Origin of the sequence: Filomicrobium insigne, assembly GCF_900104305.1 — a bacterium.
Classification (GTDB): Bacteria; Pseudomonadota; Alphaproteobacteria; order Rhizobiales; family Hyphomicrobiaceae; genus Filomicrobium; species Filomicrobium insigne.
Genome location: NZ_FNJC01000003.1, coordinates 417065 through 442815, shown reverse-complemented (window position 1 = coordinate 442815; position 25751 = coordinate 417065). Strand labels below are relative to the sequence as shown.

Below are 25751 nucleotides of genomic sequence, written 5' to 3'. Positions count from 1 at the left end.
TTTTTTCATGCCAGCGTCCCCCGAGGATTCGGCGCAACGCCATCGCTTTTCCGATACGTCCGTCTCCCTAGGAGAACGGCTTCACGCAAGCCGAGAGCTCTCCCTCACATTGGCCCGGCCACTCACGGACGAAGATCAGACTGTGCAGGCCATGGATGATGCCAGCCCGACGAAATGGCATCTCGCGCATACGACTTGGTTTTATGAAGCGTTTGTGTTGCGCAACCACATGCCAGGCTACCAGCCATTTTCCGATCGGTTTGAGTACTGCTTCAATTCCTACTACGAAACGCAAGGCCCCCGACATCCTCGTGCGCACCGCGGATTGCTGACCCGCCCCTCGGCGGAAGAAGTTCGCCGCTATCGAAGCCACGTCGATGAAGCGCTCATGGGGCTTATGAGTGACGAGGGCTCTCTTGCCCCCGAAGTTAAGGAATTGATCGAGCTCGGAATCAATCACGAGCAACAGCACCAAGAATTGCTCTTAACTGACATCCTCAGCCTTTTCGCGGCTCAGCCTCTGCGTCCCGCTTATCAACCTCTGACGCTCGTAACAGAAGCCAACAGTCTCGCCTCAGAGACACGTTGGATTTCTTTCGATGGTGGCATCAAAGAGGTGGGCCATGACGGACAGAGTTTCTCCTACGATAACGAACTGCCCCGCCACGACGAACTGATCCGTCCATTCAAGCTTGCGCATCGCTGTGTCAGTAACAGCGAATGGCTCGAATTCATCGAGGATGGCGGCTACGTTAACCCGCTCTTATGGCTTGCGGACGGCTGGGGCGCAGTCAAATCAAATGGCTGGCAGGCACCTGGCTACTGGGAGGAAACGGCTGACGGCTGGCGGCAAATGACTCTGCACGGTCTCGTCCCACTCAATCCAGCGGCACCCGTAAGTCACGTCAGCTATTATGAGGCTGATGCTTTCGCTCGCTGGGCAGGAAAGCGCCTCCCGAGCGAATTTGAATGGGAGCGCGCTGCGCAGACAACCGATGCCGCAAACAATCCCGCTAATACGCTTGGTAGCGGCACGCTTCGCCCTTGCCCGGCTAGTGCCGATGCTCCGGTGGACCGCGTCCAACAAATGATGGGCGACGTGTGGGAGTGGACGGGGAGCGCTTACCTACCTTACCCGGGCTACCGTCCGCCGCCCGGTGCTGTTGGCGAATACAATGGCAAGTTCATGTGCTCGCAGCACGTGCTGCGCGGCGCATCATGCGTTACGCCTGACGGGCATTCGCGCATTACGTATCGCAATTTCTTTTACCCCCACCAGCGTTGGCAATTCATGGGCCTAAGGCTCGCGGAGGATGCGTGATAATGTTTGAAGAGATCGACGACAATCTCCAGGATGATTTCGAGGTTTCATCAACCCAGCGCGATAATGATTTCGCGCAGGCGCTGCTCGCCGGATTGTCCAAGAAGAAGAAATCGATTCCCTGCCGCTTCTTTTACGATGGGCGTGGCAGCGAGTTGTTCGAGGAAATCACGCGGCAGCCCGAATACTATCCGACGCGGACGGAGACCGCGATTTTACGCGCCTGCGCGCCCGAGATTGCGCAAGGCACACCGTCGGGTGCGGTCCTTATCGAGTTTGGATCGGGTTCGAGCCTCAAGACCGAACTCCTGCTAACGGCACTCGATAAACTTCACGCGTATGTGCCGATCGATATTTCACATGATGCGTTGGCGGAAGCGAAAGCCCGGCTTTCCAAAAAATTCCCGCGTATCGCTGTTCGCCCGATTGCAGCCGACTTCAGCCGTCCTGTGAAACTTGATCCGGATCTGGCGAAGCGCTCTCTGCTCGGCTTCTTCCCAGGCTCTACGATCGGTAATCTGGAGCCTGACGCTGCGATCGACCTTCTCAAAACAATGCGCCGCGTTCTTTCACCTGAGGGTCGACTGATCATCGGGGCAGATCTCCGGAAAGACGAAAAGCGCTTGCTCGCAGCCTATAACGATGAGGCCGGCGTCACAGCGGCGTTCAACCGCAACGTCCTGGTGCACGCTAATCGAGCTCTTGGCACGCACTTCGATCCTGATCGTTTTGAGCATTCTGCCACCTACGACTCTGAACATGGCCGCATCGACATGCACCTCGTCAGCGCACGTTCTCAGACGGTGCGTGTTTTAGGGCACGACATTCATTTCAAAAAGGGCGAACGCATCCATACGGAGCATTCGCACAAATATACGATTGAAGGGTTCCAGGCGTTGGCTCGGAAAGCAGGATGGTCCCCCGATAAGGTTTGGACGGACCCCGACCGACTCTTTTCGGTGCACGAACTGCGCTGTCCCTAATCGCGCTGCGCTACGAACGCAAACAGCAGAGCCCAACGTTTTCCGTCGGGCTCTGCCTATTTTTGGTGTCGATCACCGCGAGCTAGAGGCGATGATCTGCTGCAAGGCGTCGGCGTCGCGACGCAGCCTGTTCAAGGTCGCAGCTTCCGCCGAGAGCCCTATCACGCCCTTCGCCGTCACGTAGGGCCGCCAGATCCTTTCCCACCGCTCGGGCGAGATAACGAACTCGTCGCCCACCCCGAGCATGGCATGCGGGTCTGCCGGTTGGACCGCGAGCCACTCCAAGACGGCACGCCAGATCTGCTCAGAGACCCGGGTGTTTCCCGGCCCCTGAAGCTGAACGATGGCATAGCCACCCCCAGGCGTGCCCCGTGGTCGAATCTCAACCGTAGCCACGCGCTTATCCTGGACGCGAACCGAGAGGATCGTGCAGACACCCTGTGCCACTAGCGCGGCATAAGTCGCCACGCAGTGGTTCATGATACTGCCCTCTTGGTGCAGCTGGGCCGCCGTGCGAAGCGGTACCACGCGATAGCCATTTCGCACCCGCTGACGGCTGTAACGCCCAGGACCACGCCGTCTGATACGCGGAGCCTCGAAGCACGCCACGATCTTTTCGATCCATGCGATCGTGGCGGTCGCAGCGACGCTGAACGGCATGCGACGGTTCCACGGTTCATCGATCAACTCGCGTGCCGCGCCTTCCTCGACACCGGAGTACCAAGCGTAAGCGGCAAGCGGCAGGAGCGGAAATCCGAGGCCCAGTTCGCGCTGGAAGAACTTCTGGCTGGCCAGCCACATGGCGAACTCGGAGTTCGCCGCGCAATGACCAAACTGCACCCACTGCAACCAACGCCTAGCCGCTTCCGGGTTCTTCGGCACGAGTTGCGCCATGCGTCCCTCGAAATTCGAACCCACCGGCAAGGCGTTCAACGGCTGCGCCAGAACTTCCGGAGGCAGACGCCGTGCCCAATACGGTACGCCCAGCACACGAGAGACCTCACGCAGGCTCTCACCGTCCTTGGCCATACGCGTAGCCGTTCCCCTGGCGCTCGCATTGAGCTCAGGAGAGACGATCGCCACCACCGCCGCGGGGAAGCTCGTCACGAGGTCCGCGAGGCGGGGAGACAGGCCAGCGTATTGGCGCACACGACGGCGAAAGCTCGGGTGGTATCGCCGGATCTGCCGTTCAATGGCTTCGTTCTTTTGAAGCGTCTGTGCCATGGTCTTTAAGTCCTGCTGCATCAGACGCACGTGCAATGGCGCAGCCGGAAACGCTCAGGGCTTAGATGAGGCCCTTCGTGGTTCAGGTTTGGCCGTGCTTCCTCTCGGAAAACCGGTGTCCACTTTTCCGGAAGCACTCTGGCCAAATCAGCCGGAAATCACGTACGTCGTACCTGCTCGCGCTCCACGCTCATGCGGGGAACGTGCCTGTCGTCATCGAAGGCAACGAAGTTCGGCTCAGAAGCCGAGGTCGAGCGTTGGCAAATAATCGCCAATGACGCGCGCAAGCTGCCACGCGCCAATTACTGGCGTGTCGAGTAAATCTCGTTGGGCTTCGCGCATGGGGTTCTCACAACAGTAGAAAAAATGATTGGCAATGGCGCGGGCTTCTAAACAGAGAAGTCGGCAAAGTAAAGGCCGTAGGGTGAGAAATTATTCAGAGGCGCGTTTAACGCAGCTCCGTGTCGGCTATTTCTTCAAAGCTGTCTCAAGTTTTGAGAACATGTATTTCCATTTTTCGGTCTGCGTTTCGACCAGCACCGTCATCCTGGCTTTGAGTTCGGAAAGCACTGCGCAATCGGGCGTGCTCGCTTCTGCGCCTTCCTGCCCCAACGTCGCGATCGCCGCGAGCAGATCCTGCGATTTTGTATCGTAGACCGCAATGGTGTCGTCGCGAACGAACGGTGCGGCTGCGACCATGAACTGATCATGATCCCACCCGTTTTTCTCTTTCAGCTCGCGTAGCTTTTCCTGAAATACAGGCCGATTTGCATTGTTCAGATCGCGCAGGGCGGAAGCGGCGTCATCAACCACAGCTTCAAAATCACCGCGCGCGCAATTCGTCTCCTGAGCCTGTGCCGGGGTCCGGACAAGCATCAAAAATAACGCAAAAAGGATGAGTGCCCACTTCCCCATCAGGGGTCTTTCCCAGCCTATCAATGCCCAATCGAACGATACCCATGACTTAGTTGTGAGCCAAGTTCAAGGCATGGGACGCGGCTGTTCCAGCAGATGGGTGTTGAAAGCCACACCGCTGCGGTATTCAAGTGACGCCTACCGGAAGAGCGCCCGGCAGGCATTTGGTACGCCAGGCATCCGGACGGACTGGCTTTGTTGCGCCGTGCTTCTTATCGGAAAACCGGTTCTCACTTTTGCGGAAGCACGCTAGCCGAACGCTGGACCGAAGGAGTTGGACCGCGGGAATCTCGGCGGCACCGTGCGGCCAGCCTGCGCCCGCGCCCCGACCCAATCAGCGAGATCATCCAGCGACATCGTGAACGTGCGGTTGGCGCTGTCGACCCAGGTCAGGCCCGTCTCGGCATCGAAAGCCTTAACATCTGAAAGACCACCATCACGGAACCGCTGCAGGATCACGCCCTTGCCGCGCGTCATCTCATTGACTTCCTGCGTCTCAAAAATGAGAAGCCTGCGGTTATCTCCAACCGTTGCAATTCGGTCGCCTTCGACAGGAACAACAAGCTTCGCCTCATCCGGCTCGCTGACATTCAGCACCTGCTTGCCCTTGCGGGTTGCGGCGACGACTTCATCCTCGGGCACAATGAATCCGTAACCCGCCGTAGACGCGACGAGCAAACGGCGTCCCGGCTGATAGACAAACGCAGTGACGATGTCGTGATTATCCTCAAAATCGACCATAAGACGGACCGGCTCACCGTGTCCGCGTCCGCCGGGCAACTGGCTTGCTTCCAGCGTGAAGAATTTACCGTTGGTCGCGAACATCAAAATCTTGTCGGTGGTGTGCGCGTGGAAGGCCCGCTTGAGCTTATCGCCCTGCTTGAAGTCCAGCTTACTCAGGTCGTCAACATGGCCCTTCAGAGTCCGCACCCAGCCCTTTTCGCTGAGGATGACGGTGACGGGCTCCTTCTCGACAAACGCCTGATCCAGATCGACCTCAATGGTGGGCGTTTCCGCGAACGAAGAGCGCCGACGTCCGAGGTCAGTTTTTTTCGAATAGCGCTCGCGCGTCTCCTTGATCTCTTCGGAAACTTTGGTCCACTGCAGATCTTCTGAGGCGAGCAACGCCTTCAGGCTATCGCGTTCCGCCGACAGCTTGTCGTGCTCGGCACGGATCTGGATTTCTTCAAGCTTGGAGAGAGCCCGCAAGCGGAGGTTCAGAATGGCTTCGGCCTGCACATCGGTAAGCTCGAAGGTCTCGATCAGTTTCGCCTTCGGTTGGTCCTCGAAGCGAACGATACGGATGACCTCATCGATGTTCAGGAATGCGATCAGATAGCCCGCGAGTACCTCGAGGCGGTGCTCGATCTTCTGCAAGCGATGGTTCGACCGCCGGACCAACACTTCAATGCGATGTTCAAGCCATTGCCAGAGCACATCGCGCAAGGACAGAACGTTGGGAATCTGTCCGCCGGACAGAACGTTCATGTTGAGCCCGAAGCGGATTTCGAGCTCGGTGAGCTTGAACAGGCTCTCCATAAGCAGGATGTGATCCACCGTGCGGGTTTTGGGCTCCAGCACGAGCCTGATCTCTTCCGCCGACTCGTCACGCACATCGCCCAAGAGCGGCAGCTTGCGCTCACTCATCAGTTCGGCAATTCGCTCCACGAGCTTCGACTTCTGAACCTGGTAGGGCACCTCTGTAATGACGATCTGATAGCCGCCGCGGCCGAGGTCTTCTCGCTCCCACTTGGCGCGCAGCCGGAACCCACCCCGTCCCGTGCGATAGGCCTCAAGAATCTGCTCACGAGGCTCGACTATGACGCCACCCGTCGGGAAGTCGGGTCCTGGAATATACTCGACGAGCTTCTCGATCGTGGCGTTGGGATGCTTGATCAGATGCAGGAGTGCGTTGCAGAGTTCCTCGGCATTGTGCGGAGGAATGTTGGTCGCCATGCCCACAGCAATTCCGGAGGAGCCGTTCGCGAGCAAATTGGGGAACGCAGCCGGGAGAACGACGGGTTCATTATTCGTGCCGTCGTAGGTCGGACGGAAATCAACCGTATCGTCATCGATGCCGTCCAGCAGCAGCGTTGCGGTCTCGGTCAGACGGCTCTCGGTGTAACGCATCGCCGCCGCGTTATCGCCGTCTATATTGCCGAAGTTGCCCTGGCCGTCGACCATCGGGTAGCGCACGGCAAAGTCCTGCGCGAGACGGACGAGCGCATCATAGATCGCCTGGTCGCCGTGCGGGTGATAGTTACCCATCACTTCGCCGACAATCTTCGCACACTTCTTGTAGCCAGAATCCGGGTCGAGCTTCAGCTCGCGCATCGCATAGAGAATACGCCGATGCACAGGTTTGAGACCGTCGCGCACATCTGGCAGCGCTCGGCCCATAATGGTTGAGAGCGCGTAGGCGAGATAACGCTCTTCGAGCGCATCGCGCAGGTTTACGGGCTCGATCGGACTGTCGTCGGGTAGAATCGGTTTTTGGCTCATGGAGATCGGTTACTGCGCCGGACCTGCCGGCTCAAGTGCTGCAACGCCACAGGTTGCAGAAACACACTTAATTGAAGGGCTGCGCGCTGCAAACGGCGCACTTCGGTTATTTTACAAAGTCTTGCCGCAACAGGCGAGCATAACAATGCGTCACGCTCCCCCAATCGAGAGACGGTCCACATGACACCCGTTGCTCCGGATGTTCCGGCGGTTGAAGTCCAAATTATCGAGATGACCAATGCCTACCGCGCCAAAAATTCGCTAGGTGCGGTCCACCGCAACGCAGCTTTAGACAAGGCGGCCCGGGCCTATGCGGAATATTTGAGCCGCACCAACACCTTCGCGCACGATGCCGATGGCCGACAGCCATCGGCTCGGGCTGAAGCGGCGGGCTATACCTACTGCCAGATCGCAGAGAATCTCGCGATGGCGCTCGATAGCCGCGGCTTCACCACTTCCGCCCTCGCGAACCAAGCTGTGGAGGGATGGATCAAATCTCCTTCGCATCGCAAGAACCTGCTTGCTCCCTACGTCAAGGAAATCGGTGTCGCCGTCACGCGCGTCCCCGATAAGCATCCGAAATACGTCTCCGTGCAGCTTTTCGGTCGGCCTACATCCGAGATGTACGCGTTTCGCATTTCCAACCGTGCCCGACAGAGCGTTGACTACACATTCGGCGGCGAAACGCACGAAATCGGACCGGGATACTCCGTGCAGCATAAAACCTGCGAACCAGGCGACATCGCCTTTGATATCGCAGGAAAAAGTGCAGGGAAGGTCCAGAGTCGTTATACGGCCGCCGATGGGCAATCCTATCGCCTGAGTCAGGATCGCTCCGGCCAGATTCGCATCGAGATCGAACCCGTGAGCGGACGTTGATCACCTGCTGGTCTGTTACGCCTCGGCCTGCGCGCGCCGCTCAATCAATTCAACCATGCGGTGGCGCACATCCGGCACCTTAGCGTCCCTTGGTGCGAAGACGCGCGTTTGCAGAAAATGCCCAGTCAGCGCCAAGCCGGCACGCACATCCTCGGATGTAACGGGTACTTTTCGCCCCTTGATCAGGAAGGCCGGGAGCGCCAGAAGCTTGTCGCGATAGGGTTCGCCAGCGGACGCGGATACCGCGCGGCCCGACTTAGGCGAGACGTAGATCAGATCATCATTGATGCCGGTTGCAGCACAAGCTGTGAGGTCCAAGCCGAACCCCATTTCATCGAGCAGTGCCAATTCCCACCGCACCATCAAGGCAGGCCAAACGCTATCGTCGTCGAGGAAGCCTAGAACAAAGAGAGTGATCTCATAGAGATTGGGGTGAGGGTCGCGCTCCGGCATCAGGTGCAGCAGCGTACAGAGGGATGACAGCGCGGCGAGCGAGCCGGGGTCAGACATGGCCGTTGCGGCAAAGCCCCGACGCAGTTCGATTTGCATATGGCCCAACTGATCCGCCAGACGGGCCTTCCAGGTTGCATCGACGTGATTGCCGATTTGCAGCACGGGGCGTAACCGACGAGAGCGGCCGCCATGGACGAGACCGAGATGGCGCCCATGGGAGCGGCTGAATAGCTCCGCGACCGCCGCCGTCTCACCGTGCGCACGGACCGCGATGACAATGCCTTCATCCGTCCATTGCATAATCGAGCGTAACCGGGCTCCTACCCATGTTTCGGCGATGCGATCCACCCAACTCCGCCGACAGACGTATCGCGCTGACCCCTTATTCGGCAGCCTCGCTCATCGCAGCTTGATTGGCGTCGATACGCGCCTCTATTTCGTGGCGGAAGTGGCGAATCAAGCCCTGGATGGGCCAAGCGGCAGCATCACCCAGCGCGCAAATGGTGTGGCCTTCAACCTGCTTCGTGACATCGAGCAGGAGATCAATCTCGCGTTTTTGAGCCTCGCCCTTTACCAACCGCTCCATCACGCGCCACATCCAGCCTGTGCCTTCGCGACAAGGCGTGCACTGGCCACAACTCTCGTGTTTGTAGAAATACGAGATGCGGGAAATCGCTTTGATCACATCGGTGGACTGGTCCATCACAATGACGGCAGCGGTGCCGAGACCAGACTTCACCTTCATCAAGGCGTCGAAGTCCATGGTCAGATCTTCACACAGATCCGCAGGCACGAGAGGGACTGACGATCCGCCGGGGATCACAGCCTTCAGGTTCTTCCAGCCGCCACGCACACCGCCAGCGTGTTTCTCTAGGAGTTCGCGAAGCGGAATGCCCATTTCCTCTTCGACGACGCAAGGCCGTTCGACGTGACCGGAAATCTGGAACAGCTTGGTGCCGGTGTTATTCGGCTTACCCAGCGAAGAAAACCAGGTCGCGCCTCGGCGGAGGATTTCCGGCACAACCGCGATCGACTCGACGTTGTTGACCGTCGTCGGCGCGCCGTAGAGGCCGCAACCTGCCGGGAAGGGAGGCTTCAGACGCGGCTGGCCCTTCTTGCCTTCCAGGCTTTCGAGCATCGCGGTTTCTTCGCCGCAGATATAAGCCCCCGCGCCGTGATGCACGACGAGGTCAAAATCCCAGCCGTGAATGTTATTCTTGCCGATCAGTCGTGCCTCGTACGCTTCATCCACCGCAGCTTGAAACCGCTCACGTTCGCGAATGTATTCGCCACGAAAATAGATGAAGCACTTGTGCGCGCGCATCGCGAAGGAGGCCAGGAGCGCGCCTTCAATGAGTAGATGCGGATCATGCCGCGTAATCTCGCGGTCCTTGCAGGAGCCGGGCTCAGATTCGTCGGCATTGATGACGAGGTAAGACGGCCGTGGATCGCTCTTGGGCATGAACGACCATTTAAGCCCCGTTGGAAAGCCCGCACCGCCGCGACCACGCAGGCCTGAGTCCTTGACCTGATCGATGATCCAATCGTGCCCTTTATCGATAAAGGCCTTGGTCCCGTCCCAGCCGCCGCGCTCCCGTGCGCCAGCAAGCCCGGCATCGTGGAAGCCGTACAGGTTTGTAAAGATTCGGTCCTTGTCTGCGAGCATCGCTTGTATTCGCTCCCGGTATCGTCTCGGCTTGCGGCGAACGGTGATCGCGTCTAGGGGCGCGACCGGCCTACCTTAGTTCTTCGTTCCTTCGCCAATATTGCCGTCAGAAACATTCCTGCGCTGCGTCATGACGTGCGCAACATCCTTCAAAGTTGTTGGACCACCTGCTGGGCACGAAGCCGTGCGGCCAATCTGCGACCCCGGTTTCGGAGGATTTCCAGCAGCAAAGCTATCCAACAGATGTTCAAGCAGTTCCGGAGTGAGGTCTTCATAGGTGTCCTTGAAGATCTGCAGCATCGGCGCGTTCGCGCACGAGCCCAGGCATTCGACCTCTTCCCACGAAAAGCGACCATCCGCTGTCAGCGTATTTTGTGTCGGGGAAATACGCTGTTTGCATACTTCCATGAGAGCCTCAGCCCCCCGCAGCATGCACGGTGTCGTACCGCACACCTGGAGATGCGCCGTTGTTCCAACCGGCGAGAGGTGGAACATCGTGTAGAACGTCGCAACCTCGTAGACGCGGATGTAGGCCATACCGAGCATTTCCGCGACGTAACGGATAGCCGGCTCCGGCAGCCAGTTCTCGTGCTGTTCCTGAGCGCGCCACAAAAGCGGAATAACCGCGGACGCCTGCTTGCCTTCCGGGTACTTGGAGATGGTCTCCTTGGCCCAGGCAAGGTTCTCTTTATTAAACTCGAATGAAGCTGGCTGAACGGGGTCTAAGCGTCGGACGGCCATCGGGGCTCCTTCATCGATTGCCAGCGTACGGTATCCGGCCGCCTTGCCGTCATCATACCCGTGCGCACACGCGTCGACCAAACCTAGTGTCGCCGCGCCCTCTTCGGAACTTCTCAAACATCCGCGCCTACCACGTTTCAGCCGTTTCGGCCCAGCGGCGCAGTTAATGCCGATAAGGCTCTAAGGTGTGCCGCGCTGCAACGCAAGAGGCAGGGTGAGGTCCCCTAGGGATGTAATCGCCCGCCCGCCCTCTACCAAGAGACCACGTGCCACAGCGTCACACGCATGATTGCGGCTCGCCAGCCTGCCACATTGTTTCACGTTAAACGCTGCCAAGCCAACCCAACACAAGGAGTAGTGCTGCTGCCGGCGCCAGAAAGAGCGCTATTTGGGATCCGACACGTAAGAAGCCGGTCCAGAAGGCGGCCAGCAACAGGCCACAACCAAGGATAATCCAGCCTCCCTCCGTTGCGCGCGTTGCAGCGAAGGTGACGCCCAGTAACAGCGCCACTGTGCCGATCGTTATGGGTATCAGCGGTTGCGAGACATGTACCGCGCCCATGGGCCAGCCGTAATGGGTGGCAATAAGCCGGTAGGTGGCAAGGCTCAGGCCCAGGCCCACGGCAAACAGGGCAAGGAGAAACAGGCCGTCGATCATCTGATCGGTCCTCACACAAACTCACGGCTGCGCTCGTTCTGCGCACAGGTCACGTAGTATAGCCAAACACTCTGCCAAATTCAGCAGTTAGGCGTTTTTGCCAACTTATCGTGGAAGGCGCCAGTGTGATCGCTAGCCGGCGTGCGCTTCCTTGTTGGACAGACGCCATGCGGCCACGCCTAAAACCAGGCAAAAGACGCCTGAGCCCGTATGGAAGGCGATGGCCAGCCGTGGACCTCCGGACGTCGCCACGATGGCCGCGTCGGCCCAGCAGACCAGGACACCGAACAAAAACCACAAGGCCAACGCACGCCACTGGCCAAGCAGGGCGAAAGCGATGGCAAGTGCTCCGAGCCAGATGTCCCGCAGACCAATAATGGCGTGGAGTTGAGCGCCCGCCATTGCCGGGGTTAGCCCAAAGGTTTTGGCCGCGCTATCGGGCACTAGAAGGAAGCGGATGCCAATTAACGTCAGGAGAGCCCCGGCAATGACCGCCAGGGCCACAATAGGTTTGCGTCTTGTCAGCATCGGGCCATTCCCTTCACGTGTGCCGGGTGAAGGATGGCGGAAGAGCAGGGCGTGCGCAATGCTGGCCCCCCCCTACATCTGCTAACGGTCGATTTCGCCGAAGACGATGTCGAGAGAGCCCAGAATGGCCGATACGTCTGCAAGCATATGGCCTCGGTTCATGAAATCCATGGCCGCCAGATGCGGGAAGCCCGGCGCCCGGATTTTGCAGCGATAGGGCTTATTGGACCCATCTGACACGAGATACACGCCGAACTCGCCCTTCGGAGCTTCGACGCAGGCGTAGACCTCGCCTTCGGGTACACGATGACCTTCGGTGTAGAGCTTGAAGTGATGGATGAGGGCTTCCATCGAGCGCTTCATTTCCGGGCGCTTAGGCGGCACCACCTTTTTGTCATCGGCGACATGCGGCCCAGCCCCTTCGGGCGAACGCAGTTTCTCGCAGGCTTGCTTCATGATGCGCACCGACTCGTGCATCTCGCGCATGCGGATCAGATAGCGGTCGTAACAATCGCCGTTTTTGCCTACGGGAATGTCGAAGTCGAATTCCTCATAGCGCTCGTACGGCTGGGATTTGCGTAGGTCCCACGCTGCGCCGGACCCGCGTACCATTACGCCTGAGAAGCCGCGATCGAAGCAATCGTCCAGGTCCACGACGCCAATATCTACGTTCCGCTGCTTGAAGATCCGGTTGTCTGTCAGCAGGCCTTCGATATCGTCGCAGACCTTCAGGAACGGATCACACCAATCGTAGATATCGTCGATCAACTCTGGCGGCAGATCCTGGTGAACCCCGCCGATCCGGAAGTATTTTGCGTGCATACGGCTGCCCGAAGCTCGCTCATAAAACACCATCAACTTTTCGCGCTCTTCAAAGCCCCAAAGTGGAGGCGTCAGCGCACCGACGTCCATGGCCTGTGTTGTGACGTTCAGGAGATGGGACAGGATGCGGCCGATCTCCGAATACAGGACACGAATGTAGCTCGCGCGCGGAGGAATGGTGAGTTCAAGGAGGCGTTCGGCCGCGAGGCAGAAAGCGTGCTCCTGATTCATCGGGGCAACGTAGTCAAGGCGATCGAAATACCCGATCGCCTGAAGGTACGTCTTATGCTCGATCAGCTTTTCGGTACCGCGATGCAAGAGTCCGATATGCGGGTCAACGCGCTCGACCACTTCGCCGTCCAGCTCCAGAACGAGCCGGAGCACGCCGTGCGCGGCAGGGTGCTGCGGACCAAAATTGATGTTGAATTGGCGCAGTTCGGTTTCAGCCATTTATGCGTCTCAATCGTTTGTTGCGTCACCGGTGAATAGCGCGAAAAGCTCTGCGCCGGTCATCTTTTCGGTGTCGTTGGCGAACTCATAATAGGGAGGCTTTTGGTCGATAAAGACTTCGGTCTTGAAAACCAAGCCTTCATCCGAGTCGAGCGCGCCGACAGAAATGACAGCGTGGCTACCGTCCTGAGTGCGCCAAAACAGCGAAGCCCCGCAATCGCGGCAAAAACCGCGTTCTCCCCAGTCGGACGAGCGGTAGACGCCGAGGCTTGCTTCGCCCGACGTAATCTCGATCGGCATGCTCGTATCGACACCGAGGAACGGGCCGGCCGCCCAGCGCCGGCACATAACGCAGTGGCACGTGCCAATTTCCGGCTTGCCTATATGCGCTTTGAATTGCACTGCGCCACAAAGGCACCGCCCCGTTTTTTCAACATCTGGCGCTGTGCTTGCTTCCGTTCCGCTCATGGATCTTATCCACTCCGCTTCGCCGTTCATTCCTTCACGGGCGCCAGTGGCGCGACGCCTGCGGCTTTCGCCTTCTTACCCAGAATCGCCTCGAAGCGATTCCAGGCCATAACGATGCGTTCGTGCCGCCCCTCGCCGATCGTCTCGATTCCGTCGTGGGCACGAACATAAAAGCCAATACGGCGGCCTTGTATCGACGTGCACTCCGCATCCACCGTGACCGTCTGGCCGGGCAGCGTCGCAGCAGAATGCGACACGTCGATGTGAACCCCCAAGCTTCCCTCGCCTTCGTCCAGATGACCGGCAAGAACTTTCATGCAAGTCCATTCCATCAGGCCGACCATGAAACCCGTGGCGAAGACCGCTGGCATTGCGGAGAACTCTTTCGCTTCCGGATAAAGGCCCGGAACGGTTTTCGATGCCGGCACCTCGTAGGCAAACTGAACCCGATCGCCGACCTTCAATGTGTCCCGCATCGATACTAGCTCTTATTGCCAGGCGCTTGGCTGGCTTTTTCGTCTCCGGGAAGGATGTACTCCGTGCCTTCCCAAGGGCTCTCGAAATCGAATGCGCGAAATTCCTGAGTGAGCTTCACAGGCTCATAAACGACGCGCTTCTTGGAGTCGTCGTAACGGACCTCGACATACCCTGTCAGCGGGAAATCCTTGCGCATCGGATATCCCTGGAAGCCGTAATCCGTCAGTAGACGGCGCAGGTCTGGATGGCCTGAAAACAGGATGCCATACATGTCGTAAGCTTCGCGCTCGTACCAGTCCGCGTTGGAGAATACTTCTACTGCGCTTAGAACAGGTGTTGTCTCATTGACCTCAAGCTTGACGCGGATGCGCTGATTATTGCGCGGCGACAGCAGATGGTAGACGACGTCAAAGCGGTTAGCGCGCGCTGGCCAGTCCACGCCGCAGATATCGATCAACACTTCGAAACGGCAGCGGGCATCGTCGCGCAGAAACTTGAGGACACGCAGGATGTGCTCACGCGCGATATTGATCGTGAGTTCGCCGTAAGCGACGTTCGTACTCAAAAGCGCGGTTACCATCTTGGAGTTCAGGTAATCGCCCAGATCGTCGTTGGTTTCGTCCATTTTCATCCGCACTTCTCAGATGTCGTCGGTCGCATGGTCGTCGTCGACGACTAGTTTTAGCAACTAGCGCGCGATCGTACCCGTGCGCCTAATCTTTCGTTGCAGCAGCAGGATACCGTAGACCAGCGCCTCGGCTGTCGGTGGACACCCGGGAACATAAATATCGACAGGTACAATCCGATCGCAGCCACGCACGACGGCATAAGAGTAGTGATAGTAGCCGCCGCCGTTTGCGCATGACCCCATGGAAATGACGTAACGCGGCTCAGGCATCTGATCGTACACTTTGCGAAGTGCCGGCGCCATTTTGTTGGTCAGCGTGCCCGCAACGATCATCACGTCGGACTGTCGCGGCGAAGCGCGAGGGGCGAAGCCAAAGCGCTCTACGTCATAACGCGGCATCGATGCCTGCATCATTTCGACCGCACAGCAGGCCAGCCCGAACGTCATCCACATCAGCGAGCCTGTACGTGCCCAGTTGATCAGATCGTCCGTGCTCGTGACGAGGAAACCTTTGTCCGCCAGCTCATTGTTGATGTCGGTGAAAAAAGGATCTGCTGCACGCTCGACGGTGGTTGCTCCGCCTGCGCCTTCGCGCGGCGTATCACGGACGAACTCAGGAGGCAGGATCAATCCCATTCCAGGGCTCCCTTCTTCCATTCGTAAATGAAGCCGATCGTGAGAACGGCGAGGAAGATGATCATCGACCAGAAGCCGAACAACCCGATGTCGCGGAAGGCCGCCGCCCACGGGAACAGAAAGGCGATCTCAAGGTCGAAAATGATGAACAGCAGACAGACGAGGTAAAACCGGACGTCGAACTTCATGCGGGCGTCATCGAACGCATCAAATCCGCATTCGTAAGCCGAAACCTTTTCCGGGTCCGGATTGCGCACCGCGATGATGAAGGGCGCGATCATCATAGCTAACGCGATCGCGAGTGCGACAGCCAGGAACACCGCAATTGGAAGATATTCGAGCAAGAGCTGCGTCATGAAGTCAGATCCCTTTGCCGCATTTGGCCTCGTCCAGCCGGGATACGGCGGCGTCCCAGCTTTTAGACTGGGCTAGGATGGTCGAAGCGGCTACGGCCGTTCGCCTGTTCGATCAGGTGTTAGCTTAGCCTTCAGGCCCGCGCAACTGCGCCAGCGAGGGTGCGCCTATTCTTTTAACGTGGAGGCCTCTTGTGCTGGGGACAAGACCGGCGAGGTTATCCGCGGCACAGTAGACGTCACCCCCCTCAAATTAGGGGGCGCGCATCACATCAAAAATGGGCTGAGTGAAAGAAAGGATGGCGCGAGAGACGGGACTTGAACCCGCGGCCTCCGGCGTGACAGGCCGGCGCTCTAACCAACTGAGCTACTCCCGCAATCCTTGCGCTCGGCATCTCGTTGATGCCTGCGTTGCAGAGCGCTGGATGTACGTGTTCGTGACGCTTAAGTCAAGCGGGAGAAACCGCCTTTTCACACACGTTCAAGCAGCGTCGCGTTCTGCTTTTAAACTGGCGAGATCGCTGGCGCGCAAAAGGGAATCGACGTTAGCGCGGACTTTGCGCAATTCTGCGACCAATGCGTCAGCCTTGGTGTCGAGTTCGCGCTTATCGTTCGCCTTTGAAACGAGATCGAGGGTGCGTCGCTGTGCCATCGACGTATCTGCGATTGCGTTGCTCATGAGAACGTCTCCTGATCTTTACCCTGGTCGCTGTAGAGGTCGCCACCATGCCAACGCCGCCACACCACACACAGTGGCAATCCTGTCTTGTCCACCTCTCAAGTGATTCGGTGGAGAGATCGTGGCGGGCTCTTTGACGTGGCGTAAACTCCCCACGGCAGGTTCCACGGGATAGCATAGGCAACGCGCAAAACCTGTTACCTCAGGAACAACATTGGGAAACTATTGGTTCCGTGCGTGCGCTCAGAGAGCGGGGATAAAGCTCACCGAGTGATTCGCTCGTAGAGGGCCCCGGGCCGCTGTCAGATCGACAGAGCGTGAGGAGCCGCAAATCGGGCCCCTGCGGGGAAGAAGAGCGTAGCTTAATCGGAAGAATGGTGGGCGGTGAGAGGGTCGAACTCCCGACATCCTCGGTGTAAACGAGGCGCTCTACCACTGAGCTAACCGCCCACAACATGAGCCGCAGACATTAGCGGGCTGAAGCCAGCCGCGCAATGAGGGCGAATTGCCGCTTATACGAACGATGCGACAAGAAATCGATTTTGTGTCCCGCTCCTATGAGGTGGAGGGACACGAAAGAGGGGCGTAGTGCGCCCCTCTTCATTATGTACTCTCAGCAAATGCCGAGCACCTGCTCTTAGTTGAGCAGATCCTTCAGGCCCTTCGAAGGGGTGAACTTGGCCACCTTCGAAGCCTTGATCTTGATGGTCTCGCCGGTAAGCGGATTGCGGCCGTCGCGAGCCGCGCGCTTTGTTACCTTGAAGGTTCCAAAATCAGGGATGCGTACCTCTTCGCCCTTCTTCATTGACGACTTGATGTGCGAAAGCATCGCGTCGACAGCCGAGCCCGCCTTCTCCTTGGTCAAATCACATTCTTTGGCGATGGCGTCGATGAGGTCTTTCTTGCTCATTGCTTTCCAATCCCTTGATTCACGCTGCACCCGAATTGCGATCAGGACATTACCGATGACTTCGCCTGGTGCTTCTTGATCTGTACGTGACAGAGGTCGCAAAAAGCGCTGAAAATAGGCGGTCGTCAAGAGGTAATACACGCTGAAAAGCCCGAAAATACAGGGAAAATCGCCTGATAAGGTGTATAGGACGACATAAAGACGCCGCCCGAGGCAATCCAGGGGCGGCGTCCTTGACTTTATGGCACGGTTGGTGCTGGCGTCAGGTCAGTGCGCAACCGGACGTTCGTCCGTGCTATCAGTGCCTTTTTCGGCCACCGCAGCGGCCTGCTGGGCATCCTCATCCCACGTGATCGGCTCAGGCATGCGATCGAGCGCCTGCTTCAGCACTTCTTCGACTCTTGAGACCGGGACGATTTCAAGTTTCGTCTTAATCTCATCGGATATGTCAGCGAGATCTTTGACGTTTTCCTCTGGGATCAGGACTTTCTTGATGCCGCCGCGCAGCGCTGCCAGGAGCTTTTCCTTCAGACCACCGATCGGCAGCACGCGACCACGGAGCGTGATTTCGCCGGTCATAGCCACATCCTTGCGGACAGGAATCTGTGACAACACGGAGACAATCGCCGTCACCATCGCAACACCAGCAGATGGACCATCTTTCGGCGTCGCACCTTCCGGCACGTGTACGTGGATATCGAACTTTTCAAAGATCTTCGGAGAGATTCCGAAATCGACCGAACGCGACCGCACGTAGGCGTTCGCGGCCTGAATCGATTCTTTCATCACATCGCGCAGGTTGCCCGTGACGCTCATCTTGCCTTTACCGGGCATACGGATGCCTTCGATGGTCAAGAGCTCGCCGCCGACTTCTGTCCAGGCCAGTCCCGTGACGATACCGATCTGATCTTCGAGTTCGGCCTGGCCATAACGGTACTTGGTCACACCCAGGTAATCGCCGACGTTCTCTTCCGTCACCGTTACCGAGGTATTTGACGATGTCAGGATCTCCTTCACCGCCTTGCGGGCCAGCTTAGCTAGTTCCCGCTCCAAGGAACGAACCCCAGCTTCGCGGGTGTAACGACGGATGATCTCGAGCAACGCGCTATCTTCGACAATCCACTCGCCTTCTTCCAGCCCGTGAGACTGACGCTGCTGCGGCAGCAAGTGCCGCTTGGCGATTTGCAGCTTCTCGTCCTCGGTGTAGCCGGCGAGACGAATGATCTCCATACGGTCCATAAGAGCCGGTGGAATATTCAGCGTGTTGGCCGTCGTGACGAACATCACATTCGAGAGATCGTAGTCGACCTCAAGATAGTGATCGTTGAACGAAGCGTTCTGCTCGGGATCAAGAACCTCAAGCAATGCCGCTGCCGGATCGCCGCGGAAATCAGAACCCATCTTGTCGATCTCGTCGAGCAGGAAGAGCGGGTTGGTCCGCTTCGCCTTGCGCATCGACTGGATGACCTTCCCCGGCATCGAGCCGATGTAGGTCCGACGGTGACCGCGAATCTCAGCTTCGTCGCGAACACCACCGAGGCTCATGCGAACGAATTCGCGTCCGGTCGCATTCGCAATCGATTTGCCAAGCGAGGTCTTACCGACACCCGGGGGACCAACGAGGCACAGAATCGGGCCCTTGAGTTTGTTTGTGCGGTTTTGGACGGCGAGATATTCAAGGATGCGTTCCTTGACCTTCTCCAGTCCGTAGTGTTCCGCATCAAGGATCGACTCGGCTTCGTTGAGGTCTTTCTTTACCTTGCCCTTGACGCCCCAGGGGATCGACAACAACCAGTCCAGGTAGTTGCGGACGACGGTTGCCTCAGCGGACATCGGGCTCATTTGCTTGAGCTTCTTCAACTCAGCGAGCGCCTTGTCGCGGGCTTCCTTCGACAGCTTGGTGTTTTCGATCTTCTCCTCGAACTCAGCGATATCATCGCGTTCGTCCGTGTCGCCGAGCTCCTTCTGAATGGCTTTCATCTGCTCATTCAGATAGTACTCGCGCTGCGTCTTCTCCATCTGACGCTTGACGCGCGAGCGGATCTTCTTCTCGACCTGGAGAACGGAGATTTCGCTTTCCATCAAGGTGTAGACGCGCTCAAGGCGCTCGGAGATCGTCGTGACCTCGAGAACCTCCTGCTTGTCGGAGATCTTGATCGCTAGGTGTGACGCAATCGTATCGGCCAGCTTCGAGTAGTCCTCGATCTGGCTAATCGTGCCGAGCACCTCTGGCGAAATCTTCTTGTTGAGTTTCACGTACTGCTCGAACTGGGACACTGTCGAGCGTGCGAGAGCTTCAATCTCCTCTTCGGCGCCGACTTCCTCTTCGACGCGCTCGATTTCAGCTTCGTAATATTCGGCGTTCTCCGTGAATCGCTTGATGCGCGCACGCGTCGTGCCTTCGACCAACACCTTAACGGTGCCGTCGGGCAACTTCAGCAGCTGCAGCACAGAGGCGAGGGTGCCCATTTCATAGATTGCGTCGGATGCCGGATCATCATCGCCAGCGTTCTTTTGGGACGCCAAGAGGATATGCTTGTCGCTGCGCATCACCTCTTCGAGGGCGCTAATCGACTTCTCGCGGCCAACGAACAGCGGCACGATCATGTAGGGGAAGACCACGATGTCGCGCAACGGCAGGACCGGATACAGCTCCGTGCCGTGCTCGGGGGACCGTGTCTCGTTAGTTTCGCTCATTCTATCACCTGTCCATCAAAGTCGAGCACCGAAGGGCATTCGACTGGAGTTTGCAGTCCCTTGCGACCAAGGCCGGCGCCCCTTGATAAAAGGCAGCGATGCCTCGTCAGTCTTGGACTGCTTTCGGAGGTCACTTTAACATCTTCGCGTACTCATACGATACCGCTTGCGGTACCCCCGCCCGACTTGAGCGAGCCATCGTATCACTTTTGGTAACCTTAGCACGCACAGCCGACGTAATGTGGTGGCTCACCAGATCAGATCAAGTCTGCACCGACGCTGTCTGTCGTTGCTCTGCGACGTGCCGATATTGTGCATCAGCAACGCCGCAGAACAATTTTCTGATCGCGATCAGGACGCAGTGGAGCCCTTTTCTTCGGCGCGGTCAGCGTAGATACGCAACGGACGCGCGCCGCCCTCGACAACCTCCGGACCTATTACAATCTCTTCGACACCCTTCAGCGCTGGCAAATCATACATTGTGTCGAGAAGAATGCCTTCCATGATGGATCTCAATCCACGGGCACCAGTCTTGCGCTCGATCGCTTTCCGGGCAATTGAACGTAGAGCCTCGTTGGTGATGTTGAGATTGACATCTTCCATCTCAAACAGCCGTTGATACTGCTTGACGAGCGCGTTCTTGGGCTCGGCAAGGATCTGCACCAAGGCGTCCTCGTCCAAGTCCTCGAGTGTTGCGATCACTGGCAGACGACCGATGAATTCGGGGATGAGGCCGAACTTCAGGAGATCTTCCGGCTCGACCTCACGGAGGACTTCACCGGTACGACGCTCCTCGGAACTGCGCATCTTCGCGCCAAAGCCGATAGACGATCCTTTCCCGCGGCCAGAAATGATTTTCTCTAGGCCCGCGAACGCACCGCCGCAGATGAAAAGTATGTTGGTCGTGTCAACCTGCAGGAATTCCTGCTGGGGATGCTTGCGTCCCCCCTGTGGTGGCACGGATGCAACCGTCCCTTCCATGATCTTCAGCAGCGCCTGCTGAACGCCTTCGCCTGACACGTCGCGTGTAATCGAAGGATTGTCAGACTTGCGCGAGATCTTGTCGACCTCGTCGATATAGACGATGCCGCGCTGTGCGCGTTCGACGTTGTAGTCAGCGTTCTGCAGGAGCTTGAGAATGATGTTTTCGACGTCTTCGCCGACATAGCCGGCTTCGGTAAGCGTCGTGGCATCAGCCATCGTGAAGGGCACGTCGAGAATACGCGCCAGCGTTTGCGCCAGCAGCGTCTTACCGCAGCCTGTCGGACCGACCAGCAGGATGTTCGACTTGGCGAGCTCGACGTCATTGTTCTTGGACGCGTGATTGAGACGCTTGTAGTGGTTGTGGACCGCAACAGAGAGCACACGCTTAGCGTGATACTGGCCAATGACGTAAGAGTCCAGAACCTCACAGATTTCCTGTGGTGTTGGAACGCCGTCACGCGACTTTACGAGGGTGTTCTTGTTTTCCTCGCGGATGATATCCATGCAGAGTTCAACGCATTCATCGCAGATGAACACGGTTGGCCCGGCAATCAGTTTTCGAACCTCGTGCTGGCTCTTTCCGCAGAAGGAGCAATAAAGGGTGTTCTTCTCGTTCGCCATTCTCTTATCTCACCCGTAGTCGAGGAACGCGATCTGCGCGCCTTAGCCAGTTTCGGTCTGTTATCGGCCGCCCAGCGATCTGGGGGACGAGGCCTTTGAGAAGGCACGGGATCCGAATAAGCCGATCTGAGCACGCTACCCCAGCGCAGATCAAGATTGGATTAACGGCCCGTACACCACCTTGGCCCGCATGAAGACCAGATTGCCACAAAACTGTGACGTCGAACGCCTAACATAGGCAGGTTGTAAGCCGCTTGTAATGCTTCGTCCCCAGCCTAATCGAAAAATTGCTGAAAACGGGCGTCTAGCTGCCAATAACCCTACCGCCACGTAGGCATGGTTGTCCGACAAGGCGACGGCAATAGGGCTTCTAAGCGTCAAAGCAGCGAAATATCCGCAAATGAGATCCTAAGTATCTCTTGCGCCGTCATTTATCTTTGAAAAACCGGCGCGGCTGAATCGCCGCGCCTAGAGCACAAACTATAGCGCGCTCAGCTTTCCTTTGGAGTTGAATCTTCTGTCTCCACGTCAGCGCGTTTCGTTAATACTTGGTCAACGAGACCAAATTCCATCGCTTGCTCCGCAGTCATAAAGTAGTCGCGATCAAGCGTTTTCTCAATTACCTCGTAGGGTTGAGATGTATGCTTGACGTACACTTCATTCAATCGACGCTTCATCTTGATGATATCTTCAGCGTGGCGTTCAATATCTGAAGCCTGACCCTGGAAGCCGCCGGAGGGTTGATGCACCATGATGCGCGCATTGGAGAGCGCGTAGCGCATGCCCTTATCCCCAGCGCACAGCAGGAGCGAGCCCATAGAGGCCGCTTGACCGATACAAAGAGTCGCGATCGGCGGACGGATGAACTGCATGGTATCGTAGATCGCCATGCCGGCCGTGACCACGCCACCGGGCGAATTGATGTACATAGAAATCTCTTTGGTCGGGTTCTCCGATTCGCAATACAGCAGCTGCATGCAGATGGATGCAGCCATGTGGTCTTCGATCGGTCCGGTCACAAAGATGATGCGTTCTTTAAGCAGGCGGGAGGGCAGATCGTAGCCGCGCTCGCCGCGATTGGTCTGCTCGACGACCATCGGCCAAAAGGTATTCGTCAACGTTGCGATGGGGTCGCGCATGGGGTCGTTTCTCCTGCTTATCGAACGGGCGGGCGCCCGAAATGGGCTATCGGTGGGCGGACGGTAAGACGTCCAGTCATGTTGTCATGGAGCCAGAATCGTCCGCCGCACGCAATCTGCCTGTTTCATCACCCGACGCCAATGCCGGGCGAGCCGGATATCACCCGCCGGTCGTGGAATATGGGGAATTAAGCCTGCCCAATAAGGACACCTTAAGACTGAACCGCCTCGTCCTCATCGGGCTTTAACAGCTCTTCCTTGGTGACAACCTTCTCGGTTGGCTTCGCCAACTCCAAGATATAGTCGACGACCTTGTCCTCAAACAGAGGGGCACGAAGTTCGTTCAAAGCGCCGGGCGTCTTTTCGTAATATTCGTAGACGAACTTTTCCTGACCGGGATAGCGGCGGGCCTGCTCCATGAGAGCCTTGCGCAATTCGTCCGACGTGACGTCAATTTTGTTCTTGTCGCCAATCTCGCCGATTACCAGACCAAGCCGCACGCGACGTTCGGCGATGGCGCGGTATTCCTTGCGCACTTCCTCCTCGGGCTTTCCCTCATCCTCGAACGTCTTGCCTTCCTGTTCGAGGTTGCGGGTCAGCTGCCCCCAGATCATGTCGAATTCGCGATCCACCATTGAGGGTGGAAGCTCAAACTCGTGGGCTTTTTCAAGTTGATCGAGAAGTTTCCGCTTAAGCTTCAAGCGCGAGGCCTCGCCGAATTCGCTCGTGATGCGCTCACGCAGCAGCTCTTTCAGCTTTGCCAAGTCTTCGATGCCCAACGTCTGGGCAAATTCGTCACTGGCTTCGGGTTGCTTAGGCTTGGAAACCTTGTTGACCTTGACCTCGAACTCAGCAGCCTTACCGGCCAGATGGGTCGCCGGATAATCCTCTGGGAACGAGATATTCAAGGTCGGCGTGTCACCTGCCTTCGCCCCTGTCAGCCCTTCCTCGAAGCCGGGGATGAACTGGGCCTGTCCAAGGACGAGATCAACACCTTCTGCCGATCCACCTTCAAATGCTTCGCCGTCGATCTTACCGACGAAATCGATGTTGATCTGATCGCCTGCGGATGCAGCACGACCCTCTTCCTCTTCATAAGCGACATTACGCTCAAGAAGCTGGCCAAGCGCATCCTCGATGTCCGCATCAACCACCTCAGCGACCGGCCGCTCAAGCTGCAACTTTGCAAGATCGGTCACCTGAATATCCGGAATGACCTCGAAGGTCATCGAATAGGCGAGATCAGCCTCACCGTTGATGATCTTCTCGATTTCCTGCTGGTCTTCAGTCAACGCGATAGCTGGCTGGAATGCAGGGCGCTCCTCGCGATCCTTCAGTGCCTTGACGCTGGTTTCCTTGACCGCCTCTTCCAGGACTTCGGCCATCACCGCCTTGCCATACACCTTCTTCAGATGTGCGACGGGGACCTTGCCCTTGCGAAACCCCTTGAGGTTCACGCGATCCTTCATGGCGCTCAAGCGGGCGCTGAAGCGCTCGTTAAGCTCATCGACGCCAACGACCACCTGAAGCTCGCGCTTCAATCCTTCCGAACTGGTTTCCGTGACCTGCATTGATAATTCTTACCTACGATCAATTTCGATTGTCATGCGACAGCGTAAAGCCACCTTCAGCGCAAATGCAGCGGCTCGCAACGAGCAGGTTGCAGCCTCGGTGACGCGAAATCGGATTGCGGTCGCGGGTCATGTTGGTGCGGGCGGAGGGACTTGAACCCCCACAGCCGAAGCCACCAGAACCTAAATCTGGCGTGTCTACCAATTCCACCACGCCCGCATTCGACATCGGCCCGAGAAGGCAAGGGCGCGTTCCAATTACGCCAGTAACAGGCTCTCGCGCCGCGGTCCAGTCCTAAGGTCCGGCGGCGGAGCGCTCGCGCGCATCCCGGGAGTTCACAGGACAAGCATATATCGGGTGTTTCGCAATAAGATCAATCGCAAATCAATCAGTTGCTTCAGCACTTTCTGCAAGCGCGACAAAACAGACTGTTGGTCACAGAAAAAGAGGCCGAACCCTATTAGGAGTTCGACCTCATCTATCCCACGGTCGGCTGCACGAAGCTTGCCCTCCAGGGCACTACTTCATTGCATATTGGCAGCAGTTATCGCGGCCACCAAAATGGTAGCGCAGACCAACCTTGATTTCATGAGCATACAGATCGTCGATGTAGACTCGCGGATTCACGTAACCAGCATTGTCGAGATATCCCGACTTGGCTTGCCCCAGGTCGATGAAACGGTAGCCGAAGTCCAGAATCATGCGGTCGGAGATCTGGTAGCCGACACCTGCCATGACGGCCCATGCAAACGAAGTTTTACTGGCACCGTCGATGGTATTCACCAAGTTTGGATTCTCGGTGAAGTATGCGTACCCCGTCTTATTGAAACTAACGCCGATGCCTGCGCCGACATAAGGCACAAAGCCATAATAACGACCGAGGTCGTAGAAGGCATTGAACATTAATGTGTGGGATTCGACGTTGGTGTGCAGAGGATCCTCGTCGAGGGGTATCGGATCCCAGAGACCTGGCTCGCCATCAATGTCGCGCTTGCCTCGATAACTGTACGTGAACTCGCCACGAAGCCCTCGCGAACCAGAGCCGCAGCCGACACCGACCTCGCCCAGCCACGTGTTCTCCATAGAGACGTTGGTGACATCGTCGGTTATGAATTCGCCTGTGACATCGTCAGTGACCAGCCAGTTGACCTGGGGCGTTTGCGAGATGGAGTAGCCCGCATCAGCGCGCAAATAACAAGGACCTGCAGGCCGATGCACGACCGGCATCGGAGCGATATAGCCGTCCTTTAAGGAACCACCTAGATCGGCGGCGTTTGCCGGGACGCACAGCACAGCAAAAACCGCCACGGCCGCCGAACCTAGCGCCGCTTTCACGACTGAATACATCGAATACCCCTCCTGCGCAGGCACACTGACTTGGCCGCCCGCCACCCTCTCGTTTGCATATTGACATTAGGGAGGAGGGGTTAAACGGCAGTTAAGTG

General features: G+C 57.6%; 24 protein-coding genes and 3 tRNA genes. 3 read left to right on the top strand and 24 right to left on the bottom strand.

The annotated features are described in order from the left end of the window. Nucleotides 1–7: 7 nt before the first annotated feature. Both egtB and egtD read left to right on the top strand, forming a co-directional pair. Nucleotides 8–1321 carry an ergothioneine biosynthesis protein EgtB gene (gene egtB, locus BLS30_RS12255; protein ID WP_090229088.1) on the top strand — a complete coding sequence of 438 codons (1314 nt, stop codon included), beginning with the start codon at nt 8–10 and terminating at the stop codon, nt 1319–1321. A 2-nt stretch (nt 1322–1323) separates the two neighbouring features. Continuing rightward, nucleotides 1324–2304: an L-histidine N(alpha)-methyltransferase gene (gene egtD, locus BLS30_RS12250; protein WP_046478907.1), complete on the top strand. Its 981-nt coding sequence runs from the start codon at nt 1324–1326 to the stop codon at nt 2302–2304. 72 nt (nt 2305–2376) lie between these two features. Here the strand turns inward: egtD and BLS30_RS12245 are convergent, their stop codons facing one another. The 3 genes from BLS30_RS12245 to parC all read right to left on the bottom strand — a co-directional run bounded on the left by BLS30_RS12245 (nt 2377) and on the right by parC (nt 6945). After that, nucleotides 2377–3528, bottom strand: a complete 1152-nt coding sequence (locus BLS30_RS12245) for a PcfJ domain-containing protein (RefSeq protein ID WP_170832464.1) — start codon at nt 3526–3528, stop codon at nt 2377–2379. Between the two features lie 468 nt (nt 3529–3996). Then, nucleotides 3997–4443 (bottom strand): hypothetical protein, encoded by a 447-nt coding sequence (locus BLS30_RS12240; protein WP_244464931.1) that lies wholly within the window; start codon nt 4441–4443, stop codon nt 3997–3999. A 249-nt stretch (nt 4444–4692) separates the two neighbouring features. Continuing rightward, nucleotides 4693–6945: a DNA topoisomerase IV subunit A gene (gene parC, locus BLS30_RS12235; protein WP_090229083.1), complete on the bottom strand. Its 2253-nt coding sequence runs from the start codon at nt 6943–6945 to the stop codon at nt 4693–4695. Nucleotides 6946–7125: 180 nt separating this feature from the next. Here parC and BLS30_RS12230 point away from each other — a divergent pair, with 180 nt between their 5' ends. Beyond that, complete coding sequence (locus tag BLS30_RS12230; RefSeq protein ID WP_090229080.1) at nt 7126–7824, top strand: CAP domain-containing protein; 699 nt, start codon at nt 7126–7128, stop codon at nt 7822–7824. Nucleotides 7825–7839: 15 nt separating this feature from the next. On the opposite strand, the gene recO is transcribed toward BLS30_RS12230, so the two are convergent. The 21 genes from recO to BLS30_RS12125 form a co-directional block, all read right to left on the bottom strand. Next, nucleotides 7840–8577, bottom strand: a complete 738-nt coding sequence (gene recO / locus BLS30_RS12225; protein WP_046478917.1) for a DNA repair protein RecO — start codon at nt 8575–8577, stop codon at nt 7840–7842. A gap of 82 nt (nt 8578–8659) precedes the next feature. Continuing rightward, nucleotides 8660–9943 carry an NADH-quinone oxidoreductase subunit NuoF gene (gene nuoF / locus BLS30_RS12220; protein WP_090229078.1) on the bottom strand — a complete coding sequence of 428 codons (1284 nt, stop codon included), beginning with the start codon at nt 9941–9943 and terminating at the stop codon, nt 8660–8662. 75 nt (nt 9944–10018) lie between these two features. Next, a complete protein-coding gene (gene nuoE, locus BLS30_RS12215) occupies nt 10019–10684 on the bottom strand; it encodes an NADH-quinone oxidoreductase subunit NuoE (RefSeq protein ID WP_090229451.1) in 666 nt (221 codons plus the stop codon). A 322-nt stretch (nt 10685–11006) separates the two neighbouring features. Beyond that, on the bottom strand, nt 11007–11342 hold the full coding sequence (locus tag BLS30_RS12210; RefSeq protein ID WP_046478922.1) for a hypothetical protein: 336 nt from the start codon (nt 11340–11342) through the stop codon (nt 11007–11009). Between the two features lie 132 nt (nt 11343–11474). Continuing rightward, nucleotides 11475–11870: a DUF4267 domain-containing protein gene (locus tag BLS30_RS12205; RefSeq protein ID WP_046478924.1), complete on the bottom strand. Its 396-nt coding sequence runs from the start codon at nt 11868–11870 to the stop codon at nt 11475–11477. Between the two features lie 81 nt (nt 11871–11951). After that, a complete protein-coding gene (locus BLS30_RS12200) occupies nt 11952–13142 on the bottom strand; it encodes an NADH-quinone oxidoreductase subunit D (RefSeq protein ID WP_046478926.1) in 1191 nt (396 codons plus the stop codon). A gap of 9 nt (nt 13143–13151) precedes the next feature. Further along, nucleotides 13152–13610 (bottom strand): GFA family protein, encoded by a 459-nt coding sequence (locus BLS30_RS12195; RefSeq protein WP_090229448.1) that lies wholly within the window; start codon nt 13608–13610, stop codon nt 13152–13154. 26 nt (nt 13611–13636) lie between these two features. After that, the gene (locus tag BLS30_RS12190) at nt 13637–14086 is read right to left on the bottom strand and encodes a thioesterase family protein (RefSeq protein ID WP_090229076.1); all 450 of its coding nucleotides are present in this window, start codon (nt 14084–14086) and stop codon (nt 13637–13639) included. A gap of 5 nt (nt 14087–14091) precedes the next feature. After that, complete coding sequence (locus tag BLS30_RS12185; protein ID WP_046480592.1) at nt 14092–14712, bottom strand: NADH-quinone oxidoreductase subunit C; 621 nt, start codon at nt 14710–14712, stop codon at nt 14092–14094. A gap of 63 nt (nt 14713–14775) precedes the next feature. Next, nucleotides 14776–15351: a NuoB/complex I 20 kDa subunit family protein gene (locus BLS30_RS12180; protein WP_046478930.1), complete on the bottom strand. Its 576-nt coding sequence runs from the start codon at nt 15349–15351 to the stop codon at nt 14776–14778. Further along, on the bottom strand, nt 15342–15707 hold the full coding sequence (locus tag BLS30_RS12175) for an NADH-quinone oxidoreductase subunit A (RefSeq protein ID WP_046478933.1): 366 nt from the start codon (nt 15705–15707) through the stop codon (nt 15342–15344). The genes BLS30_RS12180 and BLS30_RS12175 overlap by 10 nt, the downstream gene beginning before the upstream one ends. 297 nt (nt 15708–16004) lie before the next feature. Then, nucleotides 16005–16081 (bottom strand) — tRNA-Asp (locus tag BLS30_RS12170). A gap of 104 nt (nt 16082–16185) precedes the next feature. Then, nucleotides 16186–16383, bottom strand: coding sequence for a hypothetical protein (locus BLS30_RS12165; protein ID WP_046478935.1), 198 nt, complete (start codon nt 16381–16383; stop codon nt 16186–16188). 375 nt (nt 16384–16758) lie between these two features. Next, nucleotides 16759–16833, bottom strand: a tRNA-Val gene (locus tag BLS30_RS12160). A gap of 187 nt (nt 16834–17020) precedes the next feature. Then, complete coding sequence (locus tag BLS30_RS12155) at nt 17021–17293, bottom strand: HU family DNA-binding protein (RefSeq protein WP_046480594.1); 273 nt, start codon at nt 17291–17293, stop codon at nt 17021–17023. 267 nt (nt 17294–17560) lie between these two features. Beyond that, on the bottom strand, nt 17561–19990 hold the full coding sequence (gene lon / locus BLS30_RS12150; protein ID WP_046478938.1) for an endopeptidase La: 2430 nt from the start codon (nt 19988–19990) through the stop codon (nt 17561–17563). 351 nt (nt 19991–20341) lie between these two features. Continuing rightward, entirely contained in the window at nt 20342–21595 is a 1254-nt protein-coding gene (clpX, locus tag BLS30_RS12145) for an ATP-dependent Clp protease ATP-binding subunit ClpX (RefSeq protein ID WP_046478941.1), read from the bottom strand. Between the two features lie 491 nt (nt 21596–22086). After that, the gene (locus BLS30_RS12140) at nt 22087–22734 is read right to left on the bottom strand and encodes an ATP-dependent Clp protease proteolytic subunit (RefSeq protein ID WP_046478944.1); all 648 of its coding nucleotides are present in this window, start codon (nt 22732–22734) and stop codon (nt 22087–22089) included. Nucleotides 22735–22946: 212 nt separating this feature from the next. Next, entirely contained in the window at nt 22947–24305 is a 1359-nt protein-coding gene (tig, locus tag BLS30_RS12135) for a trigger factor (protein ID WP_046478948.1), read from the bottom strand. Nucleotides 24306–24440: 135 nt separating this feature from the next. Further along, nucleotides 24441–24525 (bottom strand) — tRNA-Leu (locus BLS30_RS12130). A gap of 300 nt (nt 24526–24825) precedes the next feature. Next, entirely contained in the window at nt 24826–25653 is an 828-nt protein-coding gene (locus BLS30_RS12125) for an outer membrane protein (RefSeq protein WP_046478951.1), read from the bottom strand. Nucleotides 25654–25751 lie beyond the last annotated feature (98 nt).